Source organism: Janibacter sp. CoH_79_TC_3, assembly GCF_058197955.1.
This window is the reverse complement of record NZ_JBXWIV010000013.1, coordinates 23,063-48,067: the sequence shown is the minus strand read 5'-3', so window position 1 is coordinate 48,067 and position 25,005 is coordinate 23,063. Positions and strand designations below refer to the sequence as shown.

Genomic DNA, 25,005 nt, shown 5'->3' with positions numbered 1-25,005 from the left:
ATCCAAGATGTCTCAGAATTCAACTAGTATTAATCACAGCTACTCAGCTTCCACGCATTCTATATGATTTCTTTCTGGATAGAAAGGGCCTGTACAATTAAGTAACAATAAAATTGTAAATAGGGTTTTACTTTGCCTATTTACTATAATTTTTAATACAACTAGCCAAATTAATCGACGTATAATCAATAACATCAGTGTGATTTAAGAGCTTTCCTATCAAAGGTTTTCTCTAATGACTAGGATGCTATTTTATACCCATTTTTTGAGTATTGTTAGTACAAATACCATCAAATATAGCCATTGAATGATGAATATTAGCAAGGTATAAATAGCAATGGTATTCGTAAAAGCTTTTAATAAAAGTGATAAGAAATTAATCTTTAGGAATCAAGTAGTATGGACTTCAGAAGCACGGTTTGACCTCTTTTTTTACTACTAATGGTCAATGAAAAATTAAAAGCGGCAAAATAAAGTATGCAATCAAGGGATTGAGCGCAATATTATCTAATATCCATAACTATATAACAGCACTAACGACGATATGTATAGCAATATCTATATCTATCGTATTTTTTAGGAGAAATAGTATGAAATGGCAAGACAGACGCGGTAGCTCCAATGTACGCACAAGCACTGGCGGTGGTAAGATGATAGGTGGCGGTATTGGCGGTATTATTATCGCTGGTATTTTATGGTTGGTATTTGGCGTCAATCCGATGACCGCACTACAAACAGGGCAAGTGGTCGCGGGCGGTGGCAGTAATACCTCTACTGAGCCTGCAACCAGCGATGATCGTGATACACGCTTTGTAAAAGTAGTATTGGCGGATACGGAAGAAGTTTGGCATCAAATATTTAATGAAGCGGGCAGTACCTATAAAGAGCCATCACTGATTTTATTTAATGGGCAAGTAAGTTCCGCTTGTGGTAGCGCTAGTGCGGCAACCGGACCTTTTTATTGCCCAGGCGATCAAACGGTGTATTTGGATACGTCTTTCTTTGTAGAAATGCGCCAAAACTTAGGCATTACTGGCGATGAGCAAGGCTCTGGTGATAGTGAAAATCAAGGAAAAGCGGGAGATTTCGCTCAAGCGTATGTCATATCTCATGAAGTTGGTCATCATGTACAAACCTTGTTAGGTATTACCCAGCAAGTAAATGAAGCGAGCCGTCAAGTGACGCGCGCCCAAGCCAATAAGCTGTCGGTATTGCAAGAACTACAAGCGGATTGTTTTGCCGGCGTTTGGGCACAGCGTAATCAAGAGCGAGTGCAGTTCTTAGAGGCGGGCGACATCGATGAAGCTATTAACGCTGCTGGTCAAATCGGTGATGATCGCTTAGCGCGTGCCAGTGGTGGAGCAGTGGTACCTGATAACTTTACTCATGGCACCAGCCAGCAGCGCGTTCAGTGGTTTACTCGTGGATTAGAAAGCGGCAATATTCAATCTTGTGATACTTTTAGTGGGGCATTATAAATAGTGGAGCATTGTAAAAGTCTTGCGTAATTGATAAATATAAAAAAGCCTGCAATTAATTGCAGGCTTTTAGCTTTAATAACCCCAGTTCGGGATAAACCACATTGTAACTCATTGATACTATTTACAATGTGGCTACCTGTCCCTGCTGAGGCATATTTTTGATGGTGGGTTTATAGGGAAACCAGCAATAAGCAATTAAACCTGACAGCAAGTTTGTGATAAACCCCGTGACACTACGATGGCGTGAGTGTTCGATTTGGCACAAGTTTTTAAGCTCTCCAAACACCGTTTCAACCAAAGAGCGATGATTGAGTAGTGCCTCATCCATAGGCTCAAGTAATTGGGGTTTCATATTACGCCGAAGTTTGGTTATCAACGTGGTATCACTGTGTTTTGTGAGCCACGCGTTTAGTGCTTTACTGATGTATCCTCTATCACCAAACACCTTGCCAAACACAGACGTTGCCATATCCTTAACAGGCACTCTGTCATCGGTATTACCCGCAGTGACTTTAACAGATACAAGCTCGCCCTTATGATTGATAATGGCGTGTAGCTTAAAGCCATAGAACCAGCCCATGCTGCTTTTGCCTCGGGTTGCAAGTCCTTCAAAGACTTTATGACGGTAGATACGCTTGTTATGACAAACTGCTATCTTGGTTGAATCAATATAGCTGATACCCGTACAGTCACCCATTATGCTTTGCAAGTAGCTGCACAGTGGCATGATACTGCGCGGCACAAGCTCTATAAATCGCGAGTAGCTCGGCAGATTTGGAAACTCTCGTTTCATCATGCCTAGCATATGATGGTAGTAAAACGCCTTAAACTGTCGATAACGCAATTGATGAAACAGTACCAAGATGGTCATAATCTCTGCTACACTTATCTGGCATGCTCTTAACCTTTGGTGTCCCGTTGCGATTAAATGAGCGTCAAACTCAGGTTTGAATTGCTGATAAAAGTCGTCAATATGGCAGTATAGTTCGGTTAGGTTGTCCATGTAAGAAGTCCTTGTTGTGAAGTTTGTCTTGGTAAACTTACTTTAGCAACTTCGGGCTTCTTTTTTATCTTTTTTTTGAGCGCTTATCCCGAACTGGGGTTTTAATAGCTAGAAATTTCGTAATATAAAATCTTATAACATAGCTATTAAAATCTTAAAATAAATTAGCGGCGAGTTTGGTCAAGAATGTACGCGCCAGCGCCACCGATTGCAGCACCACCTAAGGCACCGCGAGCGATACCTTTACTATTGCTGCCACTTTTAAGAAGAGCACCAGCAGCTGCACCAGCGGCTGCGCCTTTAGCAGTGTTGTTTAAGCCAGAGTTATAACCATAACCATTATTAGCACAACCGCCCATCATAAGAGCAGAGCTAGCGATAGCTGTTAGTGCAAAAGTTTTAGCAAATTTCATGGTGTCACCTATTAAGTCGTCAAGTTTGAAATCCAATATACAGGATGTATCTAAATATGTCTGTACTACTTTGCATAATAGCCTGTTTATCTCTTTCTAGTCGTAGTAAAAAAGCTAATCTTTGCAAATAATCTGTAAAGTATGTTGCTTTACTATATCGTCGGTAGGGCTTTTGCTTACAGTCATTGTATTAATAATGAAAGTCCGCTAACTCTTTTTAAGGATTGTCTTAGCTATTTCTAAAATAGTTGATGGTTTTTAAAACTATAAGAAGAAAGTCTTTAAATAAACATTTAAAAGCAAAAAAGACCGCCCTAAGGCAGTCTTTATTTTTGTATATTCATTATCTAATCAAGCTAATAAAATACGACTATGAATTAGTTTTGTGATTTACGTTTCATTTGCTCAAAGAACTCGTCGTTGGTCTTAGCTTCTTTTAGACGGTCTAGCAAGAACTCAGTCGCTTGGACGCCATCCATTGGTTGAAGCAGTTTACGTAAAATCCAAACTTTACGTAGCTTGTCTTCATCAAGCAGGCGCTCTTCGCGGCGCGTGCCCGATTTTTTGATATTAATGGCTGGGAAGACGCGTTTTTCCGCCAAGTCACGCTCAAGCGTAATCTCTTGGTTACCGGTTCCTTTGAATTCTTCAAAGATAACGCTGTCCATTTTACTACCCGTATCAATCAGCGCACTGGCAATAATGGTCAAGCTGCCGCCTTCTTCGATGTTACGTGCCGCACCAAAGAAGCGCTTCGGACGCTCTAACGCATTGGCATCCAAACCACCGGTCAATACTTTACCTGATGATGGAATCACGGTGTTATAAGCACGCGCTAAACGAGTAATAGAGTCAAGTAAGATGACCACGTCTTGTTTGTGCTCAACCAAACGCTTGGCTTTTTCTATGACCATTTCAGCCACTTGTACGTGACGTTGTGGCGGCTCATCAAAGGTAGAGGCTACGACTTCACCGCGTACGGTACGCACCATTTCGGTCACTTCTTCTGGACGCTCATCAATCAAGAGTACGATTAAATAACACTCAGGGTTATTACGGGTAATCGATTGCGCGATGGTCTGTAGTAGCATCGTTTTACCGGCTTTTGGCGGGGCGACGATAATTGAACGCTGACCTTTACCAATTGGTGCAATTAGGTCAATAATACGACCAGTCAAATCTTCAGTCGTACCATTACCCAGCTCAAGTTTTAACTGCTCAGTAGGGAATAGCGGCGTTAAGTTCTCAAAAATCAGCTTATGACGCGAGCGATCAGGTGTATCAAAGTTAATCTCACCGACTTTTAACAGCGCAAAATAACGCTCAGAATCTTTTGGTGGACGAATGGTACCAGCGATACTGTCGCCAGTCTTTAAGGTAAAGCGACGTATTTGACTTGGGCTGACATAGATATCGTCAGGACCTGCTAAATAAGAGCCTTCAGATGAGCGCAAAAAGCCAAAACCATCAGGAAGAACCTCAAGCACGCCGTCACCATAAATGGCTTCACCGTTACGGGCATGGGTTTTTAAAATAGCAAAGATAATGTCTTGTTTACGGCTACGCGCCATATTATCAAGACCCATGTCTTTGGCGATGGCCAAAAGCTCAGCGATTGATTTTTTCTTTAATTCAGTAAGATTCATAGATAGGTCATTAGCAGTTGGTCAGATAAGAGATGCCATTATCAGCACAAATCAAGACGTTGGTTAAACAAGGGGATATAGGGCGATACAGGTATATACACAGCATTGGGGTTTATGTAGGATAGATTTTATGTGCCAGCTTATGGAAGCGTTGCAAGAAATATAGGCACGCTCATAAGAGGTAAAAATAAAGAAGTCTACATAAGAGTCTGCGTCAAAAACTCAATATCAGTAATTGTGTTTAATCATTGCGTTCAGTAGTGGTGTTTTATAATGACGATTGTGTTTTTGTTGATAAACACGAGGAGAATAGCGACAAGACACTTAGGAAAATAGTTAGTTTTCTCTTGTCAGCAGACTATACGACCTTCAGGCTGGCATTGTCAATAATTTTTGCCAAAAAATTCTTATAATCTCGTTTTTTGCTCAGAAAAGCAGCAAAAAAGCCATTATCTGCTGCAGACAATAGCTTTTTTGATGTCGGTTTTTATATAAAAATCTTTTAGTAAACAACTACTAGAAAACGATTATAGATGTTTATCTAGTACGGCTGCCAATGCTGCTTTTGGCTGTAGACCCATCACTGAATCGACTTTTTCGCCGTCTTTAAAGACAAATAAGGTAGGAATGTTGCGAATACCAAAACGGCTAGCCGCTTGTGGGTTATTATCGACATCGACTTTAACGATTTTAACTTTACCTTGGTACTCAGTCGCTAAATCTTCTAAAATAGGCGCAATGGCTTTACAAGGACCACACCAAGTTGCCCAAAAGTCTACTAGAACTGGCACGTCTGATTGTAGGACATCTTGGTCAAAGTTTGCATCGGTAGTGTTAACAATAAGGTCTGACATAATTTATCTCTCTTGTTTTATTATTTCTATTACCAACCATCGATATAAATATGAGGGTCATATTAAACAGATGAATGGCCAAAGAATGGTTAAGCAGGGGTGAAATTCTGCCATTATATTAACATGTTTGCTCAAAGTTGACAGACGCAGGCTGGTTAAATTGTTTAACAATTACTATTAGCACAATAAATCGAAACATAACGATACAGGTTATGTTTTATCTGTCACTTGTCATCGCTGTCGTCATTTTTAACGCAAATCCAGTCGTCGCTTTTAATACTGGTCAAATACTGATTCATTATTATATGTAATAGGTCATTCAAAGTCGATTTTGTTCAAAGTGAACTTTATTCAAAATTAAGGGTAGCTTTATTAACAATGGCTTTGATCTTGAAGTTAATGAATATCAAAACCTTATCAATATATAACCCATTACTATAAGTAGCTAAGTTTTATGCCTTTCACTGATAAAAAAATAGACGCCCTGAACGCTCAAGAAAATGCGTATCCACTGGAGTTTTTTCAAGAATTTGCGCAAGCTGTGACCGTTTATGAAGACGATGATATTTGGGTCGTCGATAAGCCTGCAGGACTATTGAGTGTCGATGGTAAAACGCTCAAGGTGAGCTTATTGGCACGGCTTGAGCGCGCCAATCCGGCGGTTAAGTTGATTCATCGTCTAGATATGGATACCTCAGGGCTGCTGATTTTTGCCAAAAATGCCGCCGCCCAAACCCATATCAGTAAGCAGTTTATTGAGCGGCTGCCACAAAAAAGCTATCAAGCACGTGTTTTTGGTCAGTGGCAAAGCGTCGGTGCTAAAGGGGAGATATCAGTGCCAGTACGTTATGAGCCTACAACCAAACCGCGTCATATCGTCGATCCTAATTGGCCAAAGCATGCATTAACGCTGTATGAGGTGCTGGCGCATGAAGAATGCAATGGTGAGCCAGTCACGCGCGTGCTGCTAAAGCCCGTGACCGGTCGCAGTCATCAGCTGCGCGTGCATATGGTATACGTCGGACATGTGATGATTGGCGACCCAATTTATGCCGAAGGTGCGGCATTAACCATTGCGTCACGGCTCAATTTACATGCCCAGCAGTTACGACTAAAGCATCCCACACTTGGTGCTTGGATGGATTGGGAAAGTCCAAGTCCCTTTTAAATGGCTTGCTGTTAAAATCAGTTTATAAAAACCATCATGTAAATTAAAACCCATCATGCAAAAACAAGGATCGTATTATGCTTGATATGAATACCGCCAAAAAGGCGCTTAAACAGCGCTTTAAATCTAAATCGTCGTCATCTGCCTCAAATATGCCAGTCGATTGTGAAGTGCTTATTATCGGCGCTGGTATTGCCGGTACCGGTATGGCGTGTCGATTACAGCAGCAAAAGCATAAAGCGCTGTTTGGCCATAAAAGTCCAAGTCGCTTAAAACAGCGAGCAAAAAACAAGCAGCAAAAAACCACCCAGAGATTTATAGTATTAGAAAAACGCGCAGATTTGGGTGGTACGTGGGATTTATTTACTTATCCTGGTGTACGTTCTGACTCCGATGCCTTGACCTTTGGTTATAGTTTCCGTCCGTGGTTGGACCATCGGGTATTGGCAAAAGGCGGTGATATTAAAAACTATATTGCCGATACGGCGCGCGAGTTTGGTGTCACTGAGCATATTCGCTATCAGCATGAAGTAAAGCAGCTATCATGGTCAAGCCATAACCAGCAGTGGACAGCGACGGTAAAAAATCATGTAAGTGGTGAGGTATTTACCTTAACGGCAAAGTTTGTCGTGGGTGCCACAGGCTACTATGATTATAAGCAAGGCTATCGTCCTGCTTTTGAAAACGAAGCAGATTTTCAAGGTGAAATCGTCCATCCACAGCATTGGCAAAATCTCAATTATGACGATAAAAAAGTGGTCATTATCGGTAGTGGCGCCACGGCCATGACGTTATTGCCAGCGCTAGTAGATGAGGCGGGCGAGCAGTGCGCGCAGCATGTTACGATGCTACAGCGGTCGCCGACCTACGTGGCAAGTGTACCCGGCGATGATTATGCGCTTGATTGGTTGGCAGGTAAGTTTTCGCCATTATCAAAAACGCAAGCTTATAAGCTACTGCGCGCGCGTAATGTGTTGATGCAACAAGGGACTTATCGAGCGGCTGTGTTTGCGCCAAAGGTGATGAAAGCATTATTAAAACGTGGCGTTAAAACCGAATTAAAGGGCAGCGGTATTGATATTGCGCACTTTATGCCTGCTTATAATCCGTGGGATGAGCGGCTTTGTGCCGTGCCAGACAGTGATTTGTTTATGGCATTACATGGCAACAGAGCCGCCGTAGTGACCGACCAAATCAGCCACTTTACCAAAACTGGCATTATGCTTAATTCTGGTAAACAACTCGATGCTGATATTATTGTGACCGCAACGGGGCTAAAGCTGCAAATGCTTGGCGGCGCTAAAGTATATATCGATGGGCAAGCAATCGATATCGGCTCGCGCATGACCTATAAGGCGGTGATGATTGAAGGCGTGCCAAATATGGTGGCACTATTTGGTTATACCAATGCTTCGTGGACGTTAAAAATCGATTTGGCTTGTCGGTATGTGCTGCGCTTGCTCAACCATATGCATAAGCACCGTTATCAGGTGGCATTACCGCAAGCAAAAACTGCACATAGCGAGGCGCATACGCAGCCAGATACGGTCATGGGTGCGCTATCGGCAGGTTATGTGCAGCGCGCGCAACACGAATTACCGAAACAAGGCGACATCTATCCTTGGCGGGTCACCAATAATTATCTGAGTGACCGCGTGATGCTAAAATACCGTAAGATAAAAGACGATTGGTTACGCTTTAGTCGTTAATCTTTATTAGTGGTTATCTTTTAATGCTTATCGATAAATTCTGAGACTTGCTTGCTTAAAATTTGCCATAATGTTTCTTGCGCGCTTTTGCTGCCCCAGGCGTTGTGTGGACTAAATATCACCCGCGGATGATTAGCAAGGGTTAATAGAGGGTCGTCTTTGACAAGCGGCTCTTGCTCAAATACATCAGTGGCATAACCGATAATTTGCTCGTTGTTAATGGCATCGGTCAGTGCTTGGCTATCGACGATACCGCCACGGGCGACGTTAACAATCAACGGCTGCTTAACCATCTTCCCTAAGGTATCTTTATTAATCAAATGCTTGGTTTGCTCGTTTAATGGGCAATGTAAGCTTAATACATCAGACTGCGCCAGTACCTCCTCAAACGCCGTATAGTCATCATTACGCGGCGTACGCCTTTGGTGCTCCGCCCACAATACCGTCATACCAAAGACGCGGGCGATTTCGGTGACGCGTTTGCCAATGTGACCAACACCAATAACACCAAGCGTCTTATCCTCCAAATCTATCAGCGGTATATCGAGCAAGCAAAAATTACCATTGTTTGCCCACGTACCATCAGCGACTTTTTCATGATAATGAATGCCAGCGCGCATGGCAGTTAGTATCAGCATAAAGGTATGCTCGGGCACGCTTTTGACCGCGTAACCCGCGACGTTATATAGCGCAACATCATGCTTAGAGCAGGCGTCTTGATCGACATTATTCATGCCTGTTGCGGTCAGTTGGATAAGCTTAAGCTTGGGCAAATTGGCGATGATGTCAGCGCTGATTTGGACTTTATTGGTAAAAATAATGTCGGCATCTTGACAGCGCTCAATAATCAGCTCCCGAGGCGTATCATCGTAGGTAATGTAGTCAGTAACGCCAGCGGGTGCTGGCAAGTCGACATTGTCAGAGAAAGTACCTTTGTCTAAAAAAACCGCTTGCATGATGCTTCCTTATCTCATTGTTATTTTAAATAGGCTGACATAGTTATCCGCTTAATGTAGCACGTTGCAGGGTTTAGTCAAAAAGCGTGTCAAAAACCCCGTTAAAAGCACGTCAAAAAGCCTACAGCAAAAAACCTCTACTTCAAGGTGAAGTAGAGGTTTTATTTTATGAAACAGTCGTTTTTGTGCGTATATTGTTTTTGTGCTTATAAAGAAAAACGCTTACGCAGTTTACCAATCAGACTACGTACGCGACTGCTTAAATCAATGCGCACATCGTTTTCAGGGTCATGTTCGACTTCATAACGTTTGACCAATTCAGGGCTGGCTTTTAATTTCGCATGATGCTGGAACGCACGATTGACGCTAATTTCAAGTAGGCTGGCGCGCATTGGTTTTGGTAAGCAGCGATAGACCTGACCTTTATTAATCAAATCAATCAACAAGCCTGCATCTTGGAATTCAGTCTGTACTAAAACCACTAAATGCGGCGCATCTTGTTTTAAGGTAAAGATAATCGGCGCGATATTTTCGCCGCTGACATTGATGTCGGTAATACACACGCCGATATCTTCATTGGCCAAATAATCGTAAGCTTCTTCTAAGCCTTTAGCATGCAATACTCTATAACTGTTAGAAAATTGCTTACGTATTTGCTCAATCAGATCGTTGGTCTCATCGATGACCAATAGCGTTTGCTTGTTGCCTGAGCTGTCGAATTGCTCAGCGTCTTCGTCTGGGTTATAGGTCAAAGCAATTTCGGTGGCGCGACCAATGACCGCAAGTAGCTCCTCAGATTTACAAGGCTTGGTCAAATAACGATAAATCTCACCATCGTTAATAGAGCCGATAATTGCATTCAAATCAGCGTAGCCGGTTAATAAAATGCGCATGGTAGACGGCGATACTTCTTTGACTTCACGCAAGATATCTACACCCACGCGCTCAGGCATGCGTTGGTCACTAACCGCCACGTGTACGTGGTTGTTTTTGATATAGTCGATATACTCAGTCGGGTCAGTAGTGATAAAAACGTCATGCGTTTTACGAAACAACAGTTTCATCGAACGTAAAATACGTTGTTCATCGTCAATAAACGCCAACTTCGGCTTTGGTTCAGATCCTAGCTCAGCGCTAGAGGTTTCCATTTCATTTTCAAATTCATTCATGATGTTATCCTTATGATGAAGAATAGTGCTACAACTGCCAATGATTATTTATATTGGATGGCGCGTAGCCATGTTTAACTTATTTAATTTGGGGCTTACGCGATCAAGCTTAACCCAGCGCTTACGCCGCTAGGCTTTGTTCGGTTAAATCATTATCAATTGGTAGCGTTAAGGTAAAGGTGGTGCCAACGCCTTCGGTCGAGACGGCTTTAATGTCGCCATTATGCTGCTCCATAATCTGCTGACTGATTGCCATACCAAGACCTGTACCTTCACCTGCGCCTTTAGTGGTAAAGAACGGCTCAAAGATTTGATTAAGAATCTCTGGACTCATACCTTTACCGTTATCGCTGACATCGATATATACATTGCTGTTATCGGCGCGCGTGCGCACTTCGATTTTGCCATCCGGTTTTTCTCCCATGGCTTGCGCGGCGTTATTGAGCAAGTTTACCAAGACTTGGTTAATTTGCGATGGTGAGCATTTAACCTCAGGTGTCGGGGCAAAGTCAGTGACAATTTCTTGATGTCTAATAGAGTTACCAGCGATTTTCAATGACGCTTCGATACACTCACGCACATCGATTGTTTTCACTTTTGACTCATCAAGACGGGCAAAGTTACGCAAGTTTAGGACCATTTCTGTGATTTGCTCGACACCAAATAGCGAATCTTTAATCAGCTCTTTAAGCTCAGCGGACAAATCATCTTCTTGGATTTCATCGGAAGCACGGACGATATCAGCCAATAGCTTATCAATTTTGCCATCAGCAGTGGCGTCAGTTTTAACGGCTTTTAACCCCTGTACCAACTCAATCAGCTCTTCATATTGCTCAGTCAACTGACCGATAATTTCAAGGTTGTTTTGCACGTAAGACAATGGTGTATTTACTTCATGGGCAACACCCGCAACCATTTGACCTAAAGTCGCCATTTTTTCTGAACGAATCAATTGCAGCTGTGAGTTTTTCAGCTCTTTTAGCGTGTCTTGTAGCTCAGCCGTACGTTCTTCAACTTTAATCTCTAGCTGCTGGTTAATATTGGCAAGCTTACCTTCGTTAGATTGGATACGGTCTAGTAGGTCATTAATAGAGCCGTTTACCAGTCCAATCTCGTTACGACCTTCCACGAATTTAACGTCGCTTAGCTTATTATATTGCTTATCGTTAATCAGGTTTTCCGCTTGCGAGATTTTATCGGTGGTTTCTTTTAATGGTTTAAACGCTAAATAAGTGAGCATAAAGTAAATCAAACCAGCGGTGATGAGTAGTGCCAGTGCAATCCAGTTAATTAGGTTTTTACTTAGATTGTCAGCGATGGCGTTAATTTCAGCATCAGGCTGGACGACTATAAGTTTCCAATAAGTCTCAGGAATCTCAAACACATAGGCTTGGCTACCATTATAGTAGCTGTCTTTTTCTAACTCAAAGCTCTGCAATAAACGGCTGTCCATCGCATTTTGTTTGTTTTCACCGTTATTTAAGTAAGCGGCGTAGTTGACGAGATAATAACCTTTTGACGTACCGGTTTCGGCTTTATCAAGCGTGGTCAATACCTGCTGAACTTGCGGTGATACGCTGGCGGCAACGCGCTCGATAGTTTCGTTACGCTGAGTATCTAAGAAGTTTAGTACCGGATTCCAAGCAGGGTCAGAGTTAATAACTTGCTTGATATCAAGTGGTGTACCGGTTTTTTCGTCGATATAGCTTAAGCGCTCAGGGTTAGATGAGGCGATAACTTTATCACTGTTATCCAAGAGTAAAATATAACCTGAACCAGAGCTTTCACTTAACTTAACGATGTTTTCTTGCAGCTGGTTTAGGGTAAAGTTGACGGTACTGGCACCCCAGAACTGGTTGTCACGCTCAATAGCGACACCGCAACTCATCGCCAGCTCGCCTTTGGTTTGGCTCGCGCGTACATGGTTCCAGATACAGCTTTCAGGTTTGAGCAATTTCAAAACGCTAAACCAGTCTTCTTGATAATAAGGATTGGCAGGATTTGGATCGCTGAGTACCGCTTGATAATCGCCATTTTGACGCACCATCAAAAACGGATGGGTCGCAGTATTTGCGCCCAATGCGCCTTTTTCGGGCCAAATGCCGCCACTACCTAATAAGTTATAATCGCGTTTATCAAAGGCGTTGGCGGTACTGGCTTGCAAAATTGCTTCTTGTGGTGGCAGCGTTTGCGCGCTTTGCTGCAATAGCAAGGCACTACGCATCACGCGATTGATATCAGCTGAAATACTATTTACCGCTGTATTACCACGCTCAGCGACCAGTTTTGCTGATTCAAGGCGAATTTTTTCATAGCCTTCTTTATCAACAACATACACAACAACCGCTAGTACGACCGCAAAAGCAATAAATAGAATGGTCGTTACTTGGGTACTGACTTGGTTAAAAAAGCCAACTTTTTTGGAGGCACTCATGAGGGGATTGTCCTTGGATGATCGTGACCACAAAGCAGACTGCGGATAATATTTGCTGCTAGCAATCGATGATGTGGTTATACATCAGCTCTATAAAAATGGGATTTGAGCATCAATACAGCATTGTAATCGGTTAAAATTTTTATAACTAATAGGAATTTAGAAATTATTAATTCATAACTTAATAGAATATATTGAACAATATTAGGCCTATTTGGTGATTTAAGAGACGTTCATAATCGTTTTTAAGTGTTTAAAAGATATAGAAATTAAGCGCTACTACTAAAACGGCTATCAATAAGCTGATAAAGTAAATGGAATAAATAGAGAATAAGATTGGCTAATAAGTTTTAATAACAATAAGAAATGTTATATTGCATATATTAACAATATAGAAACAATTTTATGATAGCAATATTTTGTGCTTAGTTGCGAGGTTTTTACGTACTTGCGAGTCGTTATATGTTGATTTCTAAAAATTTACTTAAGCTGAGTGTTGCAATAATCTTGCCAAAAACTGCTCTTGAAAAGTCAACTTAACGCACTCATCTAGGCGCTAACGTTATATAATGGTCTGTTTTATCATTCGACCTAGCTTTTAAGTTGGGTGCCCCTGATATCGCCAATGACCAGCAGCTTATTAATGACATTGAGCTATCGAGCTATTAATTAAGCCAGTAACGCTAGCTTGACCAGTAAACATAGCTTGCTTCATTAACTATCTATTTTCTTATCATCTGAGTACAAAAGACATCGCCTTATGACTATCTCTATCGCTTCATTGCACAGCACCGAATTCGCCGTTGGTCAACGTTATTTATCTGATACGGAGTCTGAGCTTGGCTTGGGGGTGGTCATCGATGTAGACGACCGCTGTGTGCATATCCTATTTCCGCAAAGTGAAGAGACCCGCGTCTATGCCAAAAATTCTGCACCGTTGTCGCGGGTGGTGTTCAAAGAAGGCGATAGCATTTCTGACCAAGCCGGTAAAACCTATACCGTAACCGCGGTCGAAGAAGTGATGGGTGTGCTTAAATACAGTGTCGATGAGCACGAGCGCGGCATTATGGAAACCCGTCTAGCAGCCAATATCACGCTTGCCAAGCCGCTTGAGCGTCTGCTTGCTGGTCGTATTGAACGTGGTGATTGGTATGAGCTACGCCAAGATATCCTGCGTATGCAGTCGGCGCTTGCCGGTCATCCGCTCAAAGGCTTGATGGGCGCGCGCGTCGATATTATTGAGCATCAGCTTTATATCGCTCATGAAGTTGGCAAACGTATCGCGCCACGTGTGTTGCTTGCTGATGAAGTAGGTCTGGGTAAAACCATTGAAGCGGGTTTGATTATTCATCAGCAGCTATTGACTGGCAAAGCTGAGCGCGTATTAATCCTTGTACCAGACAGTTTGCAATATCAGTGGATGATTGAGCTACGCCGTCGTTTTAACCTAAACTTTGCTTTGTTTGATTTGGTGCGTACGGCAGCGATTAAAGAACACGACCCTGAGCAAAACGTTTTTACTACTGAGCAATGTATCATTGCGGGCATGGATTTATTACTTGACCATCCTGACTTGTATGACCAAGCGATGGAAGCAGGGTTTGATTTATTGGTGGTCGATGAAGCGCATCATCTGCATTGGGATGAGGTGCAAGGCGGCAATGATAAATATGACTTAATTGCTGACTTTGCTGAAGAAACACCGGGTGTCATGCTATTGACAGCAACGCCTGAACAGCTTGGCGCGCAAAGTCACTTTGCCCGCCTGCGTTTATTAGACCCAGCCCGCTTTGATGACTTGGATGAATTTATTGATGGTCAAGAAGCCTTTGCCGAAACAGCAGCGGTTGCTAGTGTCTTAATCGAAGATAAGCCCTTAAGCGACAGTCAAATTGCGGCATTAGGCAGCTTGCTTACTATTAGTATCGATGAATTAGCAAACATTAACGAAGATGAAAAACTACGTACTTATGCGCTCAATGAACTCCTTGACCGTCATGGTACCGGACGTATTTTATTCCGTAATACCCGTGAAAGCGTCAAAGGCTTTTATGGTCGTAGCAGCCAGCCGTATCCATTGCCGCTACCTGAAGCATGGGTCGATAGCTATCAAACCAATGGTAAATTGCGCGAGCAACTTTGGGGCGAAGAAAATCAACCTGATGGTAGCTGGTTAGAAGATGACCCGCGTGTGCCGTGGTTGATTGATATCTTAAAGGGTGAGCTTAAGCATAAAAAAGTGCTATTGATTGCCCGTAGTGGTGCGACGGTTGAAAGTTTAGAGGCGGTATTGCGCCTGCATGCCGGTATTAAGACCGCTATTTTTACCGAGCAGATGACTTTACTTGAACGTGACCAAGCAGCAGCGTTCTTTGCCGATAGTGAAGGCGCGCAGATATTATTATGCTCGGAGATTGGTTCAGAAGGTCGTAACTTCCAGTTTGCAAGCCAATTGATATTGTGGGATTTACCGGCCAATCCAGATACCTTAGAGCAGCGTATCGGTCGCCTAGACCGTATTGGGCAAACGCAGCAGATTATGCTGCACGTCCCTTATGTCCAAGGTACCGCGCAAGAGCGTCTCTATCGGTGGTATAACGATGCACTAAATATGTTTAATCAGATTTCACCGACTGCGCAGAGCGTGCAAGAGCAATATATCCAAGACCTAAAGCCGATGCTCGAAGGCGCAGATAACGACGCTAACCGTACGATATTGCAAGATATTATTGATTCGGCGCTACAGACGCGTTTGGATCTAGAGGCGCAGTTGCAAGCCGGTCGCGATCGTCTTTTAGAGTACAACTCATGCCGTCCGCGTGTCGCTGGTCGTATCGCTGATGCCATGCGTGAATTCGATGGGCATAATCTATTGCCGCAATTTATCGAGCGCTTTTTTGCTTCCGCCAATATTGACCACAATATCCAGCGTGATGGTTCGTGGGTGATTGCACCGATTGATAGCACCGAGATTAGCGATTATATTGACGGTCTGCCACTGGGTGATGAAGACGGCATGACCTTGACCTTTGAGCGTGAACAAGCGCTGCAGCGTGAAGATATCGAATTTATCACTCATGAGCATCCATTGATGCGCGCCATTTATGAGCTGGCAAGTACCAGCACCTTTGGTAATACCACCGTTGCGATGCTAAAAAGCGCTGCCGTACCACAAGGTATGGTATTGCTTGAGGTGAACTTCCGCGTCGAAGCCATTGCGCCAAGGTTACTTAATTTGCCTGCAACCTTAACCACGCAAAATATCCGTGTCTTTATCAGTGAGCAGGGCAGTGATTTATCAGCCCGTATCAGCGCCGATATGATTATGCCGCACATTGAACGTTTGGATAAAAACCGCGCCCGCCAAGTGATTAAAGTACGCGGCGATGTGATTGAGCAGCGCTATTATGAAGCAGAGGACATTGCCCGTCAGCAGTTGGCTGATATTGGCGAACAAGCCAGTGCCCGTTTTAGCCAGCAGTGGTCGCGTGAAATCAAACGTTTAAAGCATCTGCAAACGATTAATCCTAACGTCCGCCCAGAAGAGATTGAGCGCTTAGAGCAATTAAAAGCTCAAGGTGAACAAGCATTAGGTAATTTATCGCTCGTGCCAGACTCTATTCGTGTGCTGGTCGCTGTAAAACCATAGTTTTAAGGCCAATAAAAAGCGAGGTGTCTAATCGTCTCGTTTTTTATTTATGTTTGCTGTGTTAGATAGTGGTTTTCTCATTATGATTAAGCTACTAAAATTAAACTACTAAACCGAACCACTAAGCGGCGACTGTCTAGTCAAAATCTCTAATATTCGTTAAGATGATTGTCTTTTCGCTTTATAATGAGTTACCAGTAATCATTTTACTGGTCATTTATTATGTGCTCTAAGCGTTATCTTGTAGATTACTGCAAGCCATTACATATTATTTTAAATTAAAATGCCGAATTGGCTTAAGCCATATCGTATTGATATCGTTGAGTGCTTATATCCAAATGCTTGGCGTTATTGATCAAAATAAGGAAACCTATCGTCATGTCTGATTATCCGCAACTGATCGATGAGCTGCTCGCTACCGTCGCGCTTATCGAAGTCAGCCCTGATGTTTTTGAAGGTAAAAGCCACGACTATGTGGGCAGCCGTATTTTTGGTGGGCAAGTGCTGGCGCAAGCGATTATGGCCGCTTCGCATACGCTCGATAAAGACAAACCTTGTCATTCACTGCACGGTTACTTTTTGCGCGGTGGTGATATCAATCAGCCGGTGATTTATCAAGTACGCCGCCTGCGTGATGGTCGCAGTCTGTCTGCGCGTGAAGTAACGGCAATTCAGTATAAAGAAGTACGCGGTAAAGCGCCTGTCGAGCAAGTGATATTTTCGATGATTGCTTCATTTTCACCGATGGAAGAAGGCTTAGAATATCAAGAAGATATGCCCGTTTATCCGCCGCCAGAAGATTTGCTTGCCGAGCAAGATTTAAAAGAAGAATATGTTGGCAAAGTCCCAGATGCTCTCAAAGCGCGCTTTATGCGTCATCGTCATGTCGAGATTAAACCGATCAAACCGCGTGATCCGATTCATCCAGAACCGATGAAGCCTAAGCAAGCAAACTGGCTGCGTATCCGTGAGCTTGGTAAGCAGCCAGTGGCCATTCAGCAAGCATTATTGGCGTTTTCGTCTGATTTCTACTTGGTAGGTACGGGGCTGATGTCACACGGTGTTAGCTTTATGACCAGTGGTTTGCAAGCGGCCAGTATCGACCATTCGATGCATTTCCATCGTGAGTTTGATTTGAATAATTGGTTGCTATACGATATGTGGAGTGATACCACTTCTAATGCCAAAGGCCTAAACCACGGTCAGTTTTGGCAAGATGGTCGATTGGTAGCGACGGTACAACAAGAAGGTTTGATGCGGTTGCGGGTACCGAAGTCTTAAGCTTTTCAGTTCTATAATAAAAAAGCTTCGATAATAAAAAAAGCGACTCAGAATATATTTTGAGTCGCTTTTTTTAGGAGTTTTATTTGGTTGCAATAACCTATTATTCTAAAATCTTAACCATCGCTCGTGGTAATCCAAGCGTTGCTTGCGCATCACTCGCATTTAACCAGTTAATATTAATTTCTGCCGCTTGCAAGGCTTTAGTTAAAGCAGTCACTTGCTCATTAGCTAAAGTCAGTGATTGCGGGGTTAAATACCAGTGAAAATGGGTTAATGAATGTTTAATAGGCGCGTCATCAAGTAAGGTTTTATTAATGGGTGCTGCTGCTAAATTATTCTTATCCAACCATTCATTGATAATCTGCTCAGCCGTGGTAAATTCTGCTTCGTAGACTTTTTCATTACTAGCAACTTCTAATTTCGTATCATCTTTAGTTTGTGACTCTTTGGCACTCGTCTTACTACTACCTTTACCATCAACTTTCCTTATAAATTCTAATGGTAAACTCCACAGACCACCCCAAATACCATTATCAGGACGCTGTAGCCAAAGTATTTTGCCGTCCATATCTTTAATCAATAGCGCATTGCTAAACTTGCTTGGTTTGGGCTGTTTTTTCGCTTTGACCGGATAATCAGTTTCGCGACCTTGCGCATGGGCAAGACAATCCTCTTGCAATGGACATAATAGACAAGCAGGCTTGCTACGGGTACATAAGGTTGCGCCCATATCCATCATGGCTTGCGCAAACAATCCTGAGTTCTCTCTTGGTGTTAAATGCTCCGCCAACGCCCACAGATCTTTGGTAGTAGTGGATTTAGTGATATCACCATCGATAGCTGCCCAGCGTGTGAGGACACGTTTGACATTGCCATCACAGATCACACCATAACGATGCAAGCCCATTGCCATAATCGCCCCAGCGGTAGAAGGCCCAACGCCAGAAATCGCTTCCCAACCTGCTAGTGTCTGCGGAAATTCGCCCGTTTCATTGATAATCTCAACCAACTGCTTCGCGCCTTTGTGCAAATTACGCGCCCGCGCATAATAGCCAAGCCCCGCCCAATGCTCCGCCACCATATCCCATTCTGCTGCGGCTAAATCCTGCACGGTCGGAAACGACGCCATAAAACGGGCAAAGTAGGGTAGCACTGTCGTTACCTGCGTTTGCTGAAGCATGACTTCGGATAGCCAAACAATATAAGGATTGGGCGTGTCAGTTTGGTGTTGTTGCCACGGTAAATCGTGGCGACCGTTTATTTCAAACCAAGCGAGTAGGCGAGGTGCGAAGGAGTTGAGGGAATTCGTAGAGTGGCTAAAGGTAATTTCAGAAGAGGTAGAATTGGCAGTTAGCTGGGTCATAGGCTCTATTATTTAGTGATTTTAAGGTAAGTAATTATACCTTATATAGGGTTTTTCTACGACCTAGCTATTGCATATTTCTATTAAATAACATAATAAAAATAACTACTTAACGATATCAAAAAGTAAGAGGTTGTTGATTGTGTGGTCTACATAATTATAGATATAGCTATCTTCTGATATATAACCAAAAAAGGGGTCTTTTTCCGACTCTAAATTAAACTTATTTAAAATTCGCTCTAATATAAACTGGCCCTGATTACCTGTCTGGTGATCTTCTCTAGGAATATAAATATTATTATTACTATTTAATTTATCAAAAACCATCAAAATTAAACTTCTTACATAGTTTTGTTCTACGATAATATGATCTTTAGGTAAGACTAAACGAGTACAACCCATAAAGTCTAAAAAGTCCTTACTAATAATATTTTTGTTTGAAACTTGCTGAAGAATTTTTTTGTCTATAATGTAAACAAATGATAAAAATACCATCATAATCTGCTCGCTGCTTGGCGACTGACTTATTTCTTTATCTTCAAATACAACTAAAGTTTCTACACAACGAACGATCTGCTCAATATTTCTTAACGACATTCCACCGACATCAAGAAACGTCGGAATCTCATAAATGTATTCATTATCCTTAAAATCTTGTGGAATGACCTTACTAGCTTGCACCGTGGCACGAAAATAAGTAACGTTGTTTTCAATTGATCTGCCTTCAATATCTTTGATAGTCGTGGGCAGTTTAATTTGATATTTAAAGAATTTATACAGGTAGTCTTGTGAGTTGGTTTCACTTCCATAGCTGTGTTTAATAGTGGCTTTAAGCTGCTCAGCATTAGTAATCAATACAATTTGTACATTTTTAACGTCAAAAACGTGTTTGATGGTTTCTAACATCATTACTGCGAAATCAGGTCGACAACGGTCAAGCTCATCAATTAGTAAAATGATTGGGGTTTCTGCTGATATCTTGATGAGTGCATCTTTTAAAGTAGCTAAATTCTTTTCTGCTTCTACCTGATCTTTAATTAGAGACTCAAGGGATTGATCGATAAGTGAGCTAGAGCCATCTTTTATTTCATTAAGCCCATCTGTTAGTGCATCAGGAATATCTACTACATATCTACCGAATACAAAGCCGACAGCTGCTTTTAAACCTACTCCAGTAACAAGTCTTAAATAAGGTATTGCTTTTCTAATAAATTCACTTTTTTCTTTGTCATTACTGTGGAATCTAGCAACTTCTGCAATAAGTGCTAAGAGTGGTTCGTTAGCATGGTCAGCTTGAAAAGCATTAACATAGCCAACTTTATAATTGTTAGAGCTATCGTCTTCAATTAGGTTTTTTAGCTTAAAGCAGAACTCAGTTTTTCCTGTACCCCATTTACCATCAATTATCAAAGGGGAGACATCAATATCTGAGTTCAATAGCCTAATTATTTTTTCAGCGATTGGCTTACGTGAGAACTCGTCTCTAGCATCAAAGGTTAAGGCTTTCATTTGAGTATAATCTGTCATCTTAACCCTCAAGTATATTTAGAGATAGCCTCAAACCTACTTCCGATTCTTCCGCGTTTTCAATCGACGTAAGCGTTTCTCTTCTTCTTTAGCGATTCTTTTCTCTTCTGCAGCGATGCGTTGCTCAGCGACGACAAGCTCTTCAGCTTCGGTCATTGCTGGCGTTTCTAACGTAATGCGCCCAATTTTAGCGCTACGTAATTCATTCACGAGAATCTCAGACATGCGGTAAGTATCGACTTTATTGCCCGCGCGCACACAGCCTCGATTGCGCCCAGCGATTTCAAAAAACTCCCAATCCGTCTTAGGTAATTCGTCAATTTTATAGCGGGTTTTTAGCAGCTCAGGATAGGCTTGCATTAGGTACTCAGCGGTATAACTGGCCACATCGGCGAAGTCAAAAGCGGTATCACGAATACCGCCGGTCGCTGCCAAGCGATAGCCAGAGTTTTCGTTTTCAACCTTTGGCCATAGCATACCAGGGGTGTCATAGAGCATGATGTCATCGTCAAGTTTAATTAGCTGCTGCGACTTGGTTACAGCGGGCTCGTCACCGGTTCTTGCCACCGCGCGTCCAGCCAAGGTATTAATCAGAGTCGATTTACCGACGTTTGGAATACCCATTATCATGGCTTTAATTTGACGACCGGTGCCAACTTTATTGGGCACGAGGTGTTTACAGATTGCGATGATACGTTTGACGTCATCGGCTTTATTATTGTCGCAAGCGATGGCTTTTACCCCATCTTGTTGCTCAAGATATTCCATCCACGCTTTGGTCAATTCAGGATCGGCAAGGTCAGCTTTATTTAGAATTTTGATGACCGGTTTTTCGCCGCGTAATGCCGCAACCATGGGGTTTTCGCTACTATAAGGAATACGCGCGTCAATCACTTCAATGACGACGTCCATTTGCGGCATGATTTCTTTGATTTCGTTACGGGCTTTGTTCATATGCCCAGGGAACCACTGAATACTTGCTCTCTTATCCATCTGCTTTACTAACCTTTTATAAAAAATGCTAAAAGTAAGACGATTGTCATTTACTTTTTAATGGCGTCCAGTTTACTACATAAGCAAAGTAATGACGCTAAAAAGTAATGATGCTAAAAGTGCTCACGTTAACATTTCATTTAATGCTCAGAGCAGACTATCCTTCAGACTCGTCTGCTAAATCCTCGCGTGCTGGCGGTAGCGGTGCTAAATAACCAATGACTAAGATTAAGCTACCCGCGCCAAGGAAAGAAATTACTCGCCAAATCGCCTCAGTTTGCGATAAATCAACCAAGACCAATTTTAAGACCACAATACCCAGTAAGCCAATACCCATAAACCATAGCGTACGCTGCCCATAGCGGCTAGCAATAATAGTGGCGACCAAGGCAATGAGCGTCCATAAAATGGTTAGTCCCGTCTGTACTTGTTCGCTATTCCAAGTGCCTCCTGTAACGTCGTATAAACCGCCAGTCCATAGCGGCGTGCCAATAAATGCATGTAATGTTCTGACTAACATACTAGAGCCTATCCAAAGGCCAATCAGCGCTAAGACAATTAATAGCATATCGTTTTTAGGAATGGCGCTTAATAGGCTTCTCGATTGCATCTCATGTGGCTGACGGAGCAAATAAACGCCCAAGCCGTAAAACACCACCAACCATAACGTCATATCATATAAATTAAATAGCGGAAAGTAGGGCAAGCCCCAAATCATGCCATCGTAAGTAAAGTTGGTAAAAATAGCCCAGCCTAAAGTGATAGGTACAAAGATTTTGGCACTGTCTAATAGTGCCTGATGCCAATCAAACCAATAAGGCGCAAATGCTGACGAAGGAGTTTTTTGTTCTATATTATCGTCTTTAAATTTTTGAGATTGGATATGTCGATAAGTTACATACAACCCTATTAGCATAAAGGCAACCGGAACTAAAATAGTCATCACACCTTTTGAATCAGGCAAGCCATAATGCATAGCTTCTGCCAATAGGATGATTCCCGCCCCAAGCCAGCTCGCGCTATCGTAGGCTTTTAATTCTGCTTCTTTATGCCATGTTCTTAACCACAATTGCCCAACCGCCAACCAGCCTATGAGTAGCGTGATAAATATCGGCCAATGAAAGGTTGTCCATTGATAGCTAAACTCATAATTTTGCGGCAGTTGAAATATCAGCATCGCATAAAATAGTAGCAATAACCCATGGCTAAACTGCCTAATCTCGCGCCACGAATGATAGTGATTAATTGCCTGATAAATAATTATGCTGGTTAACGTGGCTAATCCTAGCAGTGCCGTTGTTGCCAATCGCCAGCTTACAAACCATTGGTCAAAATCGATGACCAATACATACAGCAACCAACCCATCGCGGTAAAGGTCAAAAAGCGACTCAAAATTGGACTTCGCCACATCAGGTTAAACACCATGCTTTGGCTATTAACACTGGTTAGCCATCGCTGAGCGGCTTGGCTACCGATTCCCAGTGATTGAGCGACGGTTGCTGTTGCGTCAGACATTGAACCTGCAGTTGTATTTTGCTGTGAAACGCGGTTTAGACTGTTATCTAAAGTGGTAGGCGAGTTGCTGGCGCGTAAGATAAACATCGTTGCTAGATAGCTGAGCGCCGAAATCGTCAAGGCTAGCGTTGGATAGTCTTTGATAGTAAAGAGTATATTTATCATTAGCATGGCGATACTAAGCATCTGCAATAACAATCCAAACAATACTGACCATGCGCGTAGTGAGCGCCGACCAAACCATACCAAAGCCAGCCCTTGCACTGACCAGCCGAAGGCAATCCATTCTGCATTTAATGCTAGCGGAATCACCAACGCCAAAAAACCAAACCCTAACGCCAACATGCCCTCAGTAATTAAGGCATAACGCTGACTACGCTGCACAAATACCCATCCAATGCTCAAATAAATCACCGCTAAAACAGCACTGGTGATGGTCAAAGCGTTAGAAATATCTTCTAATAGTACTGAAAATAAACCAAAGGCCAATATCGGCACGGAAAATAGTAAGCCGGTATCAATAGGGAATACATAGCTGTTGTTTACTAAATGAACCTTACCTATGTGGTTGACGTTGTTTGAACCATTAAAATTATCTACAGTATCGGCAATATCTGTATGGGCGAGACATGCTTCATTCAGCGTGTTATAAGCGATGATTTGTTGTGCATAGCGAATGACGACAAATAAATATAGCATTACATGCAGCGCGACCAGTAATACCAATGACCAACGCTGCGCCTCAATAACAGTGCTTAAGCTTTCCGTTGCACCCCAATAGTATGCCAGTCCAAAAGTGACCACCACGCCGAGCAGATTAAGCATTTTCCAAGTACGGTAATGCGCAATGACGGCAATGGTGACGTTTAATAATAGATAGTAGCTAAACAAGGTCACTAAATTACCAATATCGCTACTGGTCAATATTGGCGCAAAAAATCCGCCAGAAAGCGCTAACAATGCCAACGGCAAGGCGTTTTGGCGTACAGCTAAGCCGATAGTAAGGGCTGATAATATGCCAAGTCCCATAAAGCTGGGCACACTTGCCAGTACTTGATAGACGCTATAAGCAAAAAAGGTGGTTAAATAAGCAATCGCTAAACCTGCGCCTTGTAAGGTGATGCCATAAGCAAAGCGATTTTTTGCTAATTTTAATCCTAACGCCGCCAGCCCTAAGCCAATGATGCCAATGCCAATGAGCTTTATAGTAATGGGGATTTCGATATAATCGCTTAACAAGCGCAGTAATAACACCACACCGACGAGCAATACCAACACCCCAACGCGCACTACTAGGTTGCCACCGAAAAACCAATTTTGCATAGAGTGAATCAGTGAGGTGACGATAGGCAAGGAGCGTTCGTCTGGCTCTATGGTTGAAACGGGGTTTTTCGATTCTACCGGTTTTGGCTTTAAGCCGAAGTTTTCTATAGGTTCGGCAATAGGGTCAGCGGATGTAGCCGATTCTACTGCTGCTAATGGTAGTGGCGGTAGTATTGGTAACCGCGAGGTTGGATAGGTATCGGGCGGCACAGTTGGTGCTGAGTCAGAACGGCTCTCTTGAATAGGATTTATATACGCAGATTGAGAAGTCTCAGCTATCGTCACACTATCTTTGTGCTGCTCAAGCTCAGCTTGTAGCGCTATCATATCGTGGCGCAGCTGCTCAATTTGCCGATTAATCTTGCTATATAGCACTATAACGACGATTAATAAAACAATAAAAGCCAGCCAACCCAGCGGGCTCATTAATAGATATAGCATCCTCGTCACTCAATCCACTTGATAATAAAGTGATAATGACGCTATTTGCTAATAAGCACAAGATTAGTCGTTGTAG

The 25,005-nt window shown here is 42.7% G+C and carries 16 protein-coding genes; 5 read left to right on the top strand and 11 right to left on the bottom strand.

Annotation, left to right across the window (positions count from 1 at the left end; genetic code table 11):
- Positions 1–590 precede the first annotated feature (590 nt).
- Positions 591–1,478, top strand: coding sequence for a KPN_02809 family neutral zinc metallopeptidase (gene ypfJ / locus AC2FA3_RS11000; protein ID WP_490509598.1), 888 nt, complete (start codon positions 591–593; stop codon positions 1,476–1,478).
- Positions 1,479–1,602: 124 nt separating this feature from the next.
- Here ypfJ and AC2FA3_RS10995 read toward each other — a convergent pair whose 3' ends face one another.
- The 4 genes from AC2FA3_RS10995 to trxA form a co-directional block, all read right to left on the bottom strand.
- Positions 1,603–2,484 carry an IS982 family transposase gene (locus tag AC2FA3_RS10995; RefSeq protein WP_490509596.1) on the bottom strand — a complete coding sequence of 294 codons (882 nt, stop codon included), beginning with the start codon at positions 2,482–2,484 and terminating at the stop codon, positions 1,603–1,605.
- Between the two features lie 164 nt (positions 2,485–2,648).
- Complete coding sequence (locus tag AC2FA3_RS10990) at positions 2,649–2,897, bottom strand: YMGG-like glycine zipper-containing protein (protein ID WP_201546062.1); 249 nt, start codon at positions 2,895–2,897, stop codon at positions 2,649–2,651.
- Positions 2,898–3,274: 377 nt separating this feature from the next.
- The gene (rho, locus tag AC2FA3_RS10985; protein WP_201546064.1) at positions 3,275–4,543 is read right to left on the bottom strand and encodes a transcription termination factor Rho; all 1,269 of its coding nucleotides are present in this window, start codon (positions 4,541–4,543) and stop codon (positions 3,275–3,277) included.
- Between the two features lie 527 nt (positions 4,544–5,070).
- On the bottom strand, positions 5,071–5,397 hold the full coding sequence (gene trxA / locus AC2FA3_RS10980; protein WP_183620986.1) for a thioredoxin: 327 nt from the start codon (positions 5,395–5,397) through the stop codon (positions 5,071–5,073).
- Positions 5,398–5,851: 454 nt separating this feature from the next.
- Here trxA and AC2FA3_RS10975 point away from each other — a divergent pair, with 454 nt between their 5' ends.
- Positions 5,852–6,565: an RluA family pseudouridine synthase gene (locus tag AC2FA3_RS10975; RefSeq protein WP_490509595.1), complete on the top strand. Its 714-nt coding sequence runs from the start codon at positions 5,852–5,854 to the stop codon at positions 6,563–6,565.
- Between the two features lie 77 nt (positions 6,566–6,642).
- The gene (locus AC2FA3_RS10970; RefSeq protein WP_490509594.1) at positions 6,643–8,274 is read left to right on the top strand and encodes a flavin-containing monooxygenase; all 1,632 of its coding nucleotides are present in this window, start codon (positions 6,643–6,645) and stop codon (positions 8,272–8,274) included.
- 20 nt (positions 8,275–8,294) lie between these two features.
- On the opposite strand, the gene AC2FA3_RS10965 is transcribed toward AC2FA3_RS10970, so the two are convergent.
- The 3 genes from AC2FA3_RS10965 to AC2FA3_RS10955 all read right to left on the bottom strand — a co-directional run bounded on the left by AC2FA3_RS10965 (position 8,295) and on the right by AC2FA3_RS10955 (position 12,833).
- A complete protein-coding gene (locus tag AC2FA3_RS10965) occupies positions 8,295–9,230 on the bottom strand; it encodes a D-2-hydroxyacid dehydrogenase (protein WP_490509593.1) in 936 nt (311 codons plus the stop codon).
- A gap of 206 nt (positions 9,231–9,436) precedes the next feature.
- Complete coding sequence (locus tag AC2FA3_RS10960; RefSeq protein ID WP_490509592.1) at positions 9,437–10,399, bottom strand: response regulator; 963 nt, start codon at positions 10,397–10,399, stop codon at positions 9,437–9,439.
- Positions 10,400–10,520: 121 nt separating this feature from the next.
- The gene (locus AC2FA3_RS10955; protein WP_490509591.1) at positions 10,521–12,833 is read right to left on the bottom strand and encodes an ATP-binding protein; all 2,313 of its coding nucleotides are present in this window, start codon (positions 12,831–12,833) and stop codon (positions 10,521–10,523) included.
- A gap of 760 nt (positions 12,834–13,593) precedes the next feature.
- Here AC2FA3_RS10955 and rapA point away from each other — a divergent pair.
- Positions 13,594–16,482, top strand: coding sequence for an RNA polymerase-associated protein RapA (gene rapA, locus AC2FA3_RS10950; RefSeq protein ID WP_490509590.1), 2,889 nt, complete (start codon positions 13,594–13,596; stop codon positions 16,480–16,482).
- 378 nt (positions 16,483–16,860) lie between these two features.
- Entirely contained in the window at positions 16,861–17,763 is a 903-nt protein-coding gene (locus AC2FA3_RS10945; RefSeq protein WP_201546073.1) for an acyl-CoA thioesterase, read from the top strand.
- Between the two features lie 103 nt (positions 17,764–17,866).
- Here AC2FA3_RS10945 and mutY read toward each other — a convergent pair whose 3' ends face one another.
- From mutY to AC2FA3_RS10925, 4 genes are all read right to left on the bottom strand, one after another.
- On the bottom strand, positions 17,867–19,129 hold the full coding sequence (gene mutY / locus AC2FA3_RS10940; RefSeq protein WP_490509589.1) for an A/G-specific adenine glycosylase: 1,263 nt from the start codon (positions 19,127–19,129) through the stop codon (positions 17,867–17,869).
- 105 nt (positions 19,130–19,234) lie between these two features.
- Complete coding sequence (locus AC2FA3_RS10935; RefSeq protein ID WP_490509588.1) at positions 19,235–20,656, bottom strand: KAP family P-loop NTPase fold protein; 1,422 nt, start codon at positions 20,654–20,656, stop codon at positions 19,235–19,237.
- A 36-nt stretch (positions 20,657–20,692) separates the two neighbouring features.
- A complete protein-coding gene (gene ylqF / locus AC2FA3_RS10930) occupies positions 20,693–21,649 on the bottom strand; it encodes a ribosome biogenesis GTPase YlqF (protein WP_490509587.1) in 957 nt (318 codons plus the stop codon).
- Between the two features lie 157 nt (positions 21,650–21,806).
- Positions 21,807–24,914, bottom strand: a complete 3,108-nt coding sequence (locus AC2FA3_RS10925) for a DUF2339 domain-containing protein (RefSeq protein WP_490509586.1) — start codon at positions 24,912–24,914, stop codon at positions 21,807–21,809.
- Between the last annotated feature and the right edge of the window lie 91 nt (positions 24,915–25,005).

Coding starts and splice junctions, on each gene's coding strand:
- ypfJ (WP_490509598.1), top strand. CDS start 591: ATGAAATGGCAAGACAGACGCGGTAGCTCCAATGTACGCACAAGCACT.
- AC2FA3_RS10995 (WP_490509596.1), bottom strand. CDS start 2,484: ATGGACAACCTAACCGAACTATACTGCCATATTGACGACTTTTATCAG.
- AC2FA3_RS10990 (WP_201546062.1), bottom strand. CDS start 2,897: ATGAAATTTGCTAAAACTTTTGCACTAACAGCTATCGCTAGCTCTGCT.
- rho (WP_201546064.1), bottom strand. CDS start 4,543: ATGAATCTTACTGAATTAAAGAAAAAATCAATCGCTGAGCTTTTGGCC.
- trxA (WP_183620986.1), bottom strand. CDS start 5,397: ATGTCAGACCTTATTGTTAACACTACCGATGCAAACTTTGACCAAGAT.
- AC2FA3_RS10975 (WP_490509595.1), top strand. CDS start 5,852: ATGCCTTTCACTGATAAAAAAATAGACGCCCTGAACGCTCAAGAAAAT.
- AC2FA3_RS10970 (WP_490509594.1), top strand. CDS start 6,643: ATGCTTGATATGAATACCGCCAAAAAGGCGCTTAAACAGCGCTTTAAA.
- AC2FA3_RS10965 (WP_490509593.1), bottom strand. CDS start 9,230: ATGCAAGCGGTTTTTTTAGACAAAGGTACTTTCTCTGACAATGTCGAC.
- AC2FA3_RS10960 (WP_490509592.1), bottom strand. CDS start 10,399: ATGAATGAATTTGAAAATGAAATGGAAACCTCTAGCGCTGAGCTAGGA.
- AC2FA3_RS10955 (WP_490509591.1), bottom strand. CDS start 12,833: ATGAGTGCCTCCAAAAAAGTTGGCTTTTTTAACCAAGTCAGTACCCAA.
- rapA (WP_490509590.1), top strand. CDS start 13,594: ATGACTATCTCTATCGCTTCATTGCACAGCACCGAATTCGCCGTTGGT.
- AC2FA3_RS10945 (WP_201546073.1), top strand. CDS start 16,861: ATGTCTGATTATCCGCAACTGATCGATGAGCTGCTCGCTACCGTCGCG.
- mutY (WP_490509589.1), bottom strand. CDS start 19,129: ATGACCCAGCTAACTGCCAATTCTACCTCTTCTGAAATTACCTTTAGC.
- AC2FA3_RS10935 (WP_490509588.1), bottom strand. CDS start 20,656: ATGACAGATTATACTCAAATGAAAGCCTTAACCTTTGATGCTAGAGAC.
- ylqF (WP_490509587.1), bottom strand. CDS start 21,649: ATGGATAAGAGAGCAAGTATTCAGTGGTTCCCTGGGCATATGAACAAA.
- AC2FA3_RS10925 (WP_490509586.1), bottom strand. CDS start 24,914: ATGAGCCCGCTGGGTTGGCTGGCTTTTATTGTTTTATTAATCGTCGTT.